The sequence below is a fragment of the Actibacterium sp. D185-2 genome, from assembly GCF_054954595.1.
In genome coordinates this window covers 1-11028 of the sequence record NZ_JBPWNX010000030.1, presented here as the reverse complement: position 1 = coordinate 11028, position 11028 = coordinate 1, and the positions used below count along the sequence as shown (strand labels likewise).

At 64.8% G+C, this 11028-nt stretch carries 7 protein-coding genes and 2 pseudogenes; 4 read left to right on the top strand and 5 right to left on the bottom strand.

Features of this window, described 5'->3' with window-relative positions; translation table 11 throughout:
- Positions 1-120: 120 nt before the first annotated feature.
- The 4 genes from ACSR1C_RS19790 (at position 121) to ACSR1C_RS19775 (ending at position 6046) form a co-directional block, all read left to right on the top strand.
- A complete protein-coding gene (locus ACSR1C_RS19790) occupies positions 121-702 on the top strand; it encodes a TetR/AcrR family transcriptional regulator (protein ID WP_460260755.1) in 582 nt (193 codons plus the stop codon).
- The gene (locus ACSR1C_RS19785) at positions 702-1802 is read left to right on the top strand and encodes an efflux RND transporter periplasmic adaptor subunit (RefSeq protein ID WP_460260750.1); all 1101 of its coding nucleotides are present in this window, start codon (positions 702-704) and stop codon (positions 1800-1802) included. The genes ACSR1C_RS19790 and ACSR1C_RS19785 overlap by 1 nt, the downstream gene beginning before the upstream one ends.
- Positions 1799-5071: an efflux RND transporter permease subunit gene (locus ACSR1C_RS19780; protein WP_460260751.1), complete on the top strand. Its 3273-nt coding sequence runs from the start codon at positions 1799-1801 to the stop codon at positions 5069-5071. The genes ACSR1C_RS19785 and ACSR1C_RS19780 overlap by 4 nt, the downstream gene beginning before the upstream one ends.
- Positions 5072-5146: 75 nt before the next feature.
- Positions 5147-6046 (top strand): patatin-like phospholipase family protein, encoded by a 900-nt coding sequence (locus ACSR1C_RS19775; RefSeq protein ID WP_460260752.1) that lies wholly within the window; start codon positions 5147-5149, stop codon positions 6044-6046.
- A gap of 28 nt (positions 6047-6074) precedes the next feature.
- Here the strand turns inward: ACSR1C_RS19775 and ACSR1C_RS19770 are convergent, their stop codons facing one another.
- The 5 genes and pseudogenes from ACSR1C_RS19770 to ACSR1C_RS19750 all read right to left on the bottom strand — a co-directional run.
- A complete protein-coding gene (locus tag ACSR1C_RS19770; RefSeq protein WP_460260753.1) occupies positions 6075-7745 on the bottom strand; it encodes an ABC1 kinase family protein in 1671 nt (556 codons plus the stop codon).
- A 2-nt stretch (positions 7746-7747) separates the two neighbouring features.
- Positions 7748-8446, bottom strand: coding sequence for a DUF6781 family protein (locus tag ACSR1C_RS19765; RefSeq protein WP_460260754.1), 699 nt, complete (start codon positions 8444-8446; stop codon positions 7748-7750).
- A gap of 242 nt (positions 8447-8688) precedes the next feature.
- A pseudogene (locus tag ACSR1C_RS19760) lies at positions 8689-8823 on the bottom strand (transposase); the annotation flags it as partial.
- A gap of 314 nt (positions 8824-9137) precedes the next feature.
- A complete protein-coding gene (locus ACSR1C_RS19755) occupies positions 9138-10358 on the bottom strand; it encodes an MFS transporter (RefSeq protein ID WP_460260756.1) in 1221 nt (406 codons plus the stop codon).
- A gap of 234 nt (positions 10359-10592) precedes the next feature.
- Positions 10593-10884: pseudogene (locus ACSR1C_RS19750) on the bottom strand (IS1380 family transposase); the annotation flags it as partial.
- Positions 10885-11028: the final 144 nt, after the last annotated feature.

Here is an 11028-nt window from a genome sequence, read left to right as displayed (position 1 = left end):
GCTGACCGCAAAATTGCGCGGCCGCTGAACATCAGACCAGCCAGAGACTGGGAAACGTGAAGATGTTCTCTGAAAGTTCCCCCTTAGCGTGGTTCTACGAAGAAACCTTCCGATGGGGCCATCCTCGAAGCAGCGGCCGCATTGTTCGCCAAACACGGCTACGCGGGTGTTTCGATCCGTGATCTCGCGCGGGAGATCCACACGACGCCGGCGGCGCTTTACCACCATTTCCCCGACAAGGACGCGATCTATGCCGCCGCGCTTCGCCACGTTTTTTCCGACCGTGCCAGGGCCTTGGAAACAGTCGTAAAGGGGGATGACGCGCCGGATGTCACGTTGGAGCGTCTGATCGTCTGGCTGACGCAGCAGTTCTCGGACAACCCGGTGGTGGCACGGTTGGTGCAGCGCGAACTTCTGGCCGGTGACCGCGACCGGCTGAGGCTTCTGACCGAGGACGTGATGGCAGCGCCGTTTCGCGAGATCGAACGCTTGATGCATCGTCTTGCGCCAACCCGGGACGCAAGTCTTTCGGCCGCTTCGATCATTGCCCTGGTGATGGGATACGTCCAGTTGGCGCCGGTGCTCGAGGTTCTCATCGGCGAGCGCAACACGCAACAACGCCTGAGAGATTTCGCGGCGCATGCGAAAGATATGGTTCTGCGCGGGCTGCTGGCGCAACCGCAACCCGGGGTGCACATCTGATGACACGCCCGATTTATGGTGCCAAAGTGACATGGGTTCTGGCCGGGGTCTGCCTGCTGGGCCTCGCCGGCTGCAAGGAAGACCCCGCCGCGAATGCGGCCCCCGCCCCGCGCTCGCTGGAGCTGTCGGTGGAGCAGGTGCTCGCCCGGCCGGTTGACCGGCTCTACAGCACCCCAGGCAGCGTCACTTCCGAGGAGCGGATCGAGGTCTCGTCGCGCGCGTCGGGCTACATCCAGCGGATCGGCGTCAACGAGGGCGACGTGATTTCCGCCGGTGACATCCTTGTCGAGATCGATCCGACCGACGTGGAAGGCGCGATCAGACGTGCCGAGGCGGCGCTGAGTTCGGCGCAGACCTCGCTGCAAAACGCCGAAGCCGATCACGCGCGTCTGGCCGGCCTGCAAAAAAGCGGAGCTGTCTCGACCGAAGCCTTGCGCCAGGCGACAGTGGCGCGCGATCTGGCCCGCGCCGGACTGGCAGAGGCGCAAGCGGTGCGCGGCACCGCTTTGGCGGGGCGAAAATATACGACCCTGCTCAGCCCGATCGACGGCATCGTCGTCGCGCGCCGCAAGCAGGTGGGCGACCTGGCCAGCCCGGGGATTCCGATCCTGACGATTGAATCGCGAAAGCGGTTGCTGTTCCGAACCTCGGTCTCGGAAAGTCAGGTCGCGAATGTGCACGTGGGTGCCGCCGCAAGGATCGAGATCGACGCGCTTGCCGGGATCGACATTCCCGGCCAGATTCTCCGCGTGATCCCTTCAGGCGACCCGGTGACGCGCCGGTATGATGTCGAACTCGCATTGCCGGCGGATCTGGACGCCTTTCCCGGCATGTTCGGGCGCGCGCATTTCGTCATCGGCTCCGACATGGTTGTCCAGGTGCCGAACCTGGCCCTGGCAAACCGTGGTGGCCTGACCGGCGTGTTTGTCGTCGGTGACGACAGCGTCGCGCGGTTTCGGTGGGTCCACCGCGGACGGGTGTTCGGTCCTTCCACTGAGGTCCGGGCCGGGCTGGAGGGCGGAGAGACCATTCTGGCGCGTGATGACGGGCGCGTGCGTGACGGCGACATGATCGTCGTCGTCGAGGGCTCCGGCCAATGAACGAACTTCCGCAAAACCTTGCCGGGCGGCTGGCGGAGATGTTCATCTCTTCGAAACTGACGGTGCTGACCATCATGTCGGTCGTCGTTTTCGGAGCCATCGCCGTGGTGCTCACCCCGCGCGAGGAAAATCCCCAGATCAACATCCCCTCCGCACAGATCACGGTGCAATTGCCGGGCGCGTCGAGCCTGGAAGTGGAAAGCCTGATCGTGACCCCGTTGGAGGCGATCGTCAGCGAAATCACCGGCGTCGATCACACCCAGGCCGTGGCGATGAACTCGGTCGGCGTGGTGGTGGTGCAATTCAAGGCCGGCGAGAACAAGGAAGCCAGCCTGATCAAGTTGTATGACCGGATTTTCAGCAATCTCGACCGGATACCCTCTGGCGCCGGCACACCGCTGATCCGGGCCATTGACGCAGACGATATCGCGGCGGTGACGGTCACGCTCTCCTCCACCGTCTATGACGACTACGCCCTGAAACGCATGGCAGACCGGATCGCGGAGCGGCTGCACAGCCTGCCGAGCGTGTCGGTGGTCTCGGTCGAGGGCGGGCGCGACCGGGAAATCCGCGTCGACCTCGACCCCGACCGGCTGGCGGCCTATGGCGTGCCGCTGTCGCGTGTGCGTGACACGCTGACCGGCAGCAATTTCGGGACCCCGGTCGGACATTCGGTGCGGGCTGGCACGGTGAACATGGTCACCGTCAAAGGGTTCTTCCAGGACGCGGACGATGTGCGCACCCTGATCGTCGGCCAGAACGAGGGTCGGCCGATCTACCTGGGCGACGTTGCCGACGTCGTTGACGGCCCGCCGATCGAGCCCGCGCAGCTGAGCCGGTTCAGCTTTGGCGCTGCCGATCCGAGGTTTTCGGAACTCGGCGGTCAAGACCTGGCGGCTGTCACGCTCGCGGTGTCCAAGAAGGCCGGGGCCAACTCGGTGTTCATGGCCGAGGATGTGATCGCGCGCATCGAGCGGATGCAGGCCGAATTCCTGCCGCGCGACGTGCAGCTTGTCGTCACCCGCAATGACGGCGAGACCGCCAATGCCGCCGTCAACCTGCTGATCGAACATCTCGGCATCGCCATTGCCACGGTCTTGCTTATTCTGATCCTGTTTCTGGGCTGGCGCGAGGCGCTGATCGTTGCGATCTCGGTGCCACTGGTGCTTTTGGTGACTGTCGGGGTCGATTTCGTGGCCGGGATCACCATCAACCGGGTCAGTCTCTTTGCCCTGATCCTGTCACTTGGCCTTTTGGTCGACGACGCCATCGTCGTGATCGAGAACATCCATCGCCACTACGCCCATGGCCGCAAAGGCCACGACAGCAAGCGGGACATCACCATTCGTGCCAGCGCCGAGGTTGGCGGCCCCGCCAACCTGGCGACAGCGACGGTCGTTGTGGTCTTTGCCTCGCTGGTGCTGGTCAGCGGCATGCCGGGGCAGTATTTCTTTCCCGTCGCGATCAACGTGCCGATCGCGATGGTGGCATCGCTGTTCTTTGCCTATACGGTGACCCCCTGGGCCGCGTATCGCTGGCTCGATCTGGGCGCGCACGGGGAGGCGGGGGCGGTGGAGCAACGTCCGCGCTGGCTGGCGCGCGCCTATCGCTGGTTTTTGTTGCTTGCGATGCAGCGGCGTTCCGCGCGGCTGGCTCTTTACGCGGTCACGTTGGCCATGCTGTTACTGACGGTTCTGCAACCGGCATGGCAATTCATCCGTCCCGAAGGCGTCGTCGGACCGAAGCCGTCGTTTGGCGTCGCCATGGCCTTCCTGCCCAAGGACGACGCCAATTCATTCAATGTGGCGTTGACGATGCCGGAATCGACCCCGGTCGAGACCACCGACAGGCTGGTGCGCGAGGTCAATGCGGTGCTGGTCCACCATCCGCTGGTGACCAACACGCTAAGCTGGATCGGGCGCTCCGGGGTCGCGGACCAGATGGCGTTGATGCGGGGAACGGCTGACCTGACCGGCCAGAACATCGCGGAAATCCGCGTCAACCTGATCGACAAGCATCTGCGCACCACCTCCTCCATCGAACTGGTGCGCGACCTGCGCCCGCAGCTCGTCGCAATCGGTGCCGCCTATCCCGGCGCCAGGGTGCAACTGGTTGAAGTGCCGCCCGGACCGGCGATGCGCGCCACCGTTCTGGCCGAGATCTACGGCGATGACCTTGCGATCTTGCGCAGCCTGTCGGACCGCGCCGAGGCCATCTTCAACGACACCTACGACATGGTGGATGTCAGCACCTCGCAGCCGGAAGATGTGAACGAGTACAGGATCATCGTCGATCAGGAAAAGGCCCTGCTGTCCGGCGTCAGCACAGCGCAGATCGGGCAGGTCTTGCGGGTTCTGTTCGAGGGCGAGGTCGTCGACCGTCTCCACCTCGACGACGAGAAGAACGTGGTGCCGATCCGGGTGCGCGTGCCAAACAGCCAACAGCTCGATCCGACACGGCTGGAAACGGTGTTCGTCGAGAACGCTGCCGGCCAACACCTTGCCCTGTCCGAGCTTGTGAAGGTCGTGCCAGGCACCCGCGACCGGCCGATCCTGCATAAGGACAACGAGCGTGTGACCTTCGTCGGCGGCGAGTTGGCGCAGACTTCGCAACTCTATGCCATCGCCGCCCTCGACCAGCGGTTTTCCGGTCTGGATGTCGGCAACGGACTGTCACTGGAAACCGGCAACCTGACCCTGGCAACGACGCCACCCGACACGATCGGAAAATATCAGCTTCTGTGGAACGGGGAAATCCGGCTGATGCTCGACACCTACCGCGACATGAGCATGGTTCTGGGGCTCGCGCTTTTGCTCGTGTTCTTTCTGCTGGTCGGATACTACAAGTCGTTCAAGACACCGATGGTCGCGATGGCGTCGATCCCGCTCGGGTTGATCGGCGTCTTCCCGGGGCACTGGCTCATGGGGGCGGATTTCTCGGCGACATCGATGGTGGGCATCATCGCGCTGGCTGGCGTCGCCATTCGCAGTTCGCTGCTGATCATCGATTTCATCCGCGAGAACCGGGCTCAGGGCATGGATCTGCAGGAGGCCGCTTATCAGGCCGGGGTGATCCGTGCACGACCGATCCTGCTGACCACGCTTGCCGTGGTGCTGGGGTCTTCGATCATGCTGACCGATCCGGCCTTCGGTGGCCTGGCAATCAGCCTGATCTTTGGCACCATTGCCTCATCGGCGCTCTCGATCATCATCGTGCCTCTGCTCTACTACGGTGTGGAAAAGCGCAGCACAGACCGGGTCGAGCCCTGAGGCAAGGCGGGTGGCCCAGACAGTGGCGCAGACAAGGCACAACCCGGCGCGAACGGAGAGCCGAAGGAGGGCAAAATGCCTGCGAAAATTGGTCTGGCATTGGGAAGTGGCGGCGCGCGAGGCTGGGCGCATATCGGCGTTCTGCGCGCCCTGGACGAGATCGGCATCCGCCCCGACGTGGTCTGCGGCACCTCGATGGGCGCTGTGGTCGGGGCGGCCTATGTGTCGGGTGCGCTCGACGCGCTGGAACATTATGCAACCTCGCTGACCCAGATCCGGGTGCGGCGGATGCTGGATGTCAACCTCGCCTCGGGCGGGCTGATCGAGGGCAAACACATCGTCCGGCTGCTGTGCGATCTGGGTTTCAAGCCGACCTTTTCCGAGGTTGATCTGCCCTTTGTTGCGGTGGCCACCGACATGGCACAAGGGCGCGAAATCTGGTTGCGTTCTGGCAACCTGGTGGACGCGGTCCGCGCCTCGATCGGTATTCCGGGTATCTTCTCGCCGGTCTGGGCCGAGGGGCGCTGGCTGCTTGACGGCGGCATGAGCAACCCGGTCCCGGTCTCGGCCTGCCGCGCCCTCGGGGCGGAGGTGATCATCGCGGTCAACCCGAACTCGCGGCTCTACCTGCCGCAGCGTGGCACCGAAGTTGAAGAGACGGCGCGGTCTTACGGGATGGAGGCCGTTCTGGGCACTGCTCCGGCCCAACTGCGGCCGCTGTTGCGCAAATACCTTGGCGGCAACGGAAAACCGGCCCGCCCGACCCCGAGCTATCTGTCGGTGTTGTCGACCTCCATTAACCTCATGACCGATCAGATCCTGCGCAGCCGCCTCGCCGGCGACCCGCCGAACGTGATGGTCGATCTCGACCTGCAAGACATGACCGCTCTCGACTTCACCAAGGCGGAAAGGGCGATCACGCATGGCCGCGACGCGATGATGGCCAAGGCCGGCATTCTGAAACAGATGCTTTGACCCGGCGATGACCCGCTGGTCCGCGCGCTCAGTCCTTGCGGCCGCGCAGGATCGACCACACGAGCCACAGACCGCCCGCCACCGCGCCAAAAAACCCCGCCATGGCAAAGAACCCCAGCCCGACCGGCAATTCGCCCCCGACTACGGTCATCACGATCGACGATCCCATGATCAACGCTGCGATCAGGATACCCAGTGTCACGCGCGTGAGGGTTCTGTCGAAGCGGTCCATCAGATGGTCCAGTTTGCGGACCTCGATGCCGAAGGACAGCTTGCCTTGCTGCGCGTCGATCAGCAGGCGGCGCAGGTCTTCGGGCAGCCGGCCCATCAGCCCGGCCCCGGCCAGCAGGTGACCGCGCGCGGAGTGGGCAAGCTGTGCCGGGGAAAAGCGTTCGAGCATCAGGCGGCGCAAGAAGGGTTGCGCGGCGGCGACCATGTCGAACTCGGGGTCAAGCTCGCGTCCCATGCCGTCAAGCGTGGTGAACGCCTTGAGCAGCATCGTCAGGTCCGGCGGCAGCACCAGATCGTGCGCGCGCACCAGCGCGACCAGGTCGAGCACCAGCGCCGAAAGGTTCAGGGACTTGAGCGGCATCCCGTGAACCCGGTCGATGAACCCGTCAATGCTGTTTTCGAGGCCGGGGTTCGCGCCGGCATCGGCCCAGTCCAGCAGGATGCTCGTCACAGCCTCCGGGCGCCGGTCGACGATGCCGGTCAACAGGTCAACCAGTTCGTCGCGCCGCCGCCGCGACAAGTGCCCGACCATGCCGAAGTCGATGAACACGATCTCGTCGCCAGGCAGGTAGAACACGTTGCCCGGGTGTGGGTCGGCGTGGAAGAACCGGTCTTTCAGCATCATCTGCAACATCGCGTCGGCGCCGCGCGCCGCAATCCGGCGCAGATCAAGCCCGGCGCGGCGCGCCGCCTCCAGATCGGTGCCCGGCGTGCCCGCGGCGACATCCTGGACACTCATGATCTCGCTGGTCCATTGCCAATGGACGCGCGGCACATGGATATGTACGCAATCGCGAAAATTCTCCGCGATGCGCTCGGCGTTGCGGCATTCATTGGCCAGATCAAGCTCGGTCCGGATCGAGCGCGCGAACTCCACCACAACGTCATCTGGCCGAAACCGCCGGATTTCGGCGCTTTCGGCCATGGCTATATCGACCAGCCAATCCAGAAGCCGCAGATCGGCCTCGATCTTGGCGCGGATGCCAGGGCGGCGGATCTTGAGAACCACCTCGCCGCCGCTCTCAAGCCGTGCGCGGTGAACCTGCGCGATCGACCCGGCGCCCAAGGGAATGGGATCGATCTCGACGAAATCGTCGATCAACGGATGGCCGCGCTCGGCGTCGACTTCCTCCAGCAGCGCCGCAAAGGGCACAGGGGGCACGCGGTCTCGCAGTTTCTCCAGTTCGGCGATGTAGGCGGACGGCAGCAGATCCGCCCGGGTTGACAGGATCTGCCCGAGCTTGACGAAGGTCGGCCCCATTTCCTCCAATGCCATGCGCAGGCGCTGCGGCGGCGCGAGATCGACCGACGCGACGGCGTCCGAGGGTTTCAAGACCCGCCCGGCCTTGCGTGCAGCCCCGGTCAACCCAAGACGCCCGATCAGGTCGCCAAGTCCGTGCCGGATCAGGATTGTGGCCAGTTGCGCAAGCCGCCCCAGGTCACGCTGCATGCCAATCGGGTCGCGCAAGATCAGCCGTCTTTCGGGTCGTTTGGCGACCCGGGCGGCGACGTGACCTGGTGCGGCGCAAGACCCTCGGCCAGACCCGACAGAATACCGCTGCCGATCGCCGCGATGGTGGAAAGCCCGCCGCGTGTGGCCCGGCCAACGTCTTTGAGATCGGGCAGATGCGGCTTGGACGCGGCCCCAAGGCCGGAATGTGTCACCTGTCGCACGGCACGCGCCGTGTCGGTCCCCACGTGCTCGAAGTGGCGCGCAAGGTCTTCGACGATCCCGCGCGTCGCGCTGGTGCTTGTCTTGGCAAACGAGACCACGAGGTCCTGGAACAGGGTCTCCAGCGCGTGCAGGTCGTCAAGCGCCTGGCGAAGATCATTCTCGGTGAAGGCATCCGCTCGACCGGCCGCCTCTTCGATTGCAAGGTGCGAGGCCTGCGCGGCGCTCGCGAGCGCTTCGTCGAGCCCTTCGGCGGCCTCGCGCAGGCCTTGGGCCGTCTCGGCGCTGCCCTCCGGTGCGCCCGCGGCGGCTCCTTCCAGCACGGCGGCCGCAACAGCGCGGATATGGTCCTGCGTCAACGGCTCGCGGCTGAGCGCGCGGATCACGAGATCGCGCACCGCGTCGTGGATGTTCTCGCTCTCCGCCACGGCCCGGCGCGCCGTCTCGCGAATATCGGTGCCACCAGTTTGCGACATGGCCTGCTCGCCGTTCGTCATGGCAACCTCCTGCCTGGGTAATGATCGCAGTCGCCGCGACAACCGCCAACAGCGATCAGGAACTCCGAACCTCAATCAGATTCAGATTACGGAAAAGGCACCAAGGCGCCGTGACACAGATCAATGTCCAGCGCTGGCAAGGCCCGGCAAAGCAATTTTCGCTGGTGGAAGGCTTTTATCGGCATCTCGCCCGATTGTCTGGTATTGTCCGACATTCCCCAGGGTCAGGACTCGTTCTCCTTTCATAGCCAGAACAAGACGGTTGCGGCGAGGGCGATGGCTGAGAGGAAGACTTTTGGGCACCTGTCGTAGCGGGTGGCAACTCTGCGCCAATCCTTCAGCCGCCCGAACATGATCTCGATCCTGTTACGGTGCTCTGTTGATGGCGTGGATGCCCCCTCCTGACGGCATCGCAATGTGCCAAAGTGATGAGTGTTGAAGCCATCACAGAAGGAGAGGACATCCACGCCATCAACAGAGCCGTAACGGACAGCCAATCATCGCCGGACGAGGAGTGTGAGAAGTCGATGACCTGAATGGGCAAATGATCGAACGATCCGGAAAGGGAAAGCCAGCGAGCAATCTGGAGGCGCGATGTCCCGCGCGAGGGCGTGGTGCGTGCGGAGGTCCGTGACCGTCTGGCGGTGCTGCGGGCAAGACCGGCGGCTCTCGGTCTGCGATCCCTGTCCGTCTAGGGGTCTGGTGTTGGCGCGGCGGGCCGCTTGCGGGACACGATCAGGAACCCCGCCAGCCCCGCCATTGCCAGTGCGCCGCTGGTCCAGAAGGTGGCCGCCGGTCCGAACAGTTGCCAAAGCGCGCCCGCCAGAAGGCTGGCCAGCAACAGGGCGATGCCCGTCACCAGGTTGAACACGCCAAAGGCGGTGGCCTTCAGGTCCACCGGCGCGTGCTCGGCCACCAGCGCCGACAACAGCCCCTGCGTCAGCCCCAGATGCAGCCCCCAGAGCGCCGCGCCCGCAAAGACCGCCGACAAAGACCCGGCGAGCGCCAGGACCGCGTCGGCGGCGATCAGCACCAAGAACCCCGACGCCAACAGCCCGGTGCGCCCGATCCGGTCCGACAGGATGCCGACCGGATAGGCCGACGCCGCGTAGACCAGGCTCACGACCACCAGGATCAGCGGCGCCAATGCCAGCGCCAGACCCAGGTTTTCGGCGCGCAGAATCACGAAGGCCTCGGTGAACCGCGCCAATGTCATCACTCCGCCAAGCGCCACCACACCCCAGAAATGCCGTCCCAGGGCGCCCGGATTGCGCAGGCTGATCGGTGTGGGCCGTGGCGTGGCGACCGGCGCGCGCGCGGGTTCGCGCACCACCAGAACCAGAAGCAGAACCGCCAGCACACCCGGGATCGCCGCCAGCCAGAACACAGTGCGGAACTGGTCCGAGAATACCGCCATCAGCGCGATTGCCAGCAGCGGGCCGACAAAGGCCCCGACGCTGTCCAGCGATTGTCGCAGGCCAAAGGCCGCGCCCCGTTTACCGGGCGGTGCCAGTTCCCCCACCAGCGCATCGCGCGGCGCCCCGCGAATGCCCTTGCCCACCCGGTCGGCAAATCGCGCGCCCAGGACGATCCCCGCCGAGGGCGCCAGCGCGAACAGCGGTTTAGAGAGGGTGGACAGCCCATAGCCCAGAACCGCCAGCGCTTTGCGCCTGCCCCAGCGGTCGCTGATCAGGCCCGAGGCCAGCTTGGTGATGTTCGCCGTTGCTTCGCCGATACCCTCGATCAGGCCCACGGTCACGGTGCTGGCCCCCATCACAGTGACCAGAAACACCGGCAACAGCCCGTGGATCATCTCGGACGAGATATCCATCAGCATGCTGACAAAGCCGAGCGCCCAGATACTTCGCGGCAAGCCGCGAAAATTGCCCTTGTCTCGCGGCGTCGCCATCATGCTCTTTTCCTCCGACATTCCCCAAGTGGCCTGCCGTCTGACATCAAGATCGCCTGATTTTGCCCGCTGGACAAACGTTTTTCGCGCCGAGCGGCGTCTGCGGTCGCGCAAACGCCTGGAGCTGGGCGGATCGGGCCGTGGAGCCGCATCATCCCGCGCGGTGGCCTCGTTTTTCAGCGCGGCGGACGGACCTGTCCTGCCGTTTTCGTTCGGTTTGGGTCCGGATCGCGGCCATGCGCATGACCGTGGCGCTCGCAATCGGCGGATGGCAGCGAGGATGGCGCGCACCATCGCGCCGGTGACGGCCACCTCGGCCAGCTGGAAAGTGATGGCGCGGGCGTGACGCACGACGCGGGCTCCGATCTTCCTTCTCGGCGATGCAAGCATACGCGAGAAGGTGCTGCTCGGCGGTGCCGCGCCGGTTGTAGAACCGGACCTCCCAGTCCGGCTCCATGGGCAGGTTGGTGACGAGGAAGCCGGCACGCGGGAACAGCTCGCCCGGAGGCCATTCGATCTTGGCGATGAGGCCCCATCGGAAGGTTTCTTCGGAGAACCACGCTAAGGGGGAACTTTCAGAGAACATCTTCACGTTTCCCAGTCTCTGGCTGGTCTGATGTTCAGCGGCCGCGCAATTTTGCGGTCAGCGGTCCCAGAATGCCAATCGAAGTCG

What these genes read in the sequence shown, in the direction of transcription:
- ACSR1C_RS19785 (WP_460260750.1), top strand. Translation starts at nt 702, where the DNA reads ATGACACGCCCGATTTATGGTGCCAAAGTGACATGGGTTCTGGCCGGG.
- ACSR1C_RS19780 (WP_460260751.1), top strand. Translation starts at nt 1,799, where the DNA reads ATGAACGAACTTCCGCAAAACCTTGCCGGGCGGCTGGCGGAGATGTTC.
- ACSR1C_RS19775 (WP_460260752.1), top strand. Translation starts at nt 5,147, where the DNA reads ATGCCTGCGAAAATTGGTCTGGCATTGGGAAGTGGCGGCGCGCGAGGC.
- ACSR1C_RS19765 (WP_460260754.1), bottom strand. Translation starts at nt 8,446, where the DNA reads ATGACGAACGGCGAGCAGGCCATGTCGCAAACTGGTGGCACCGATATT.
- ACSR1C_RS19755 (WP_460260756.1), bottom strand. Translation starts at nt 10,358, where the DNA reads ATGATGGCGACGCCGCGAGACAAGGGCAATTTTCGCGGCTTGCCGCGA.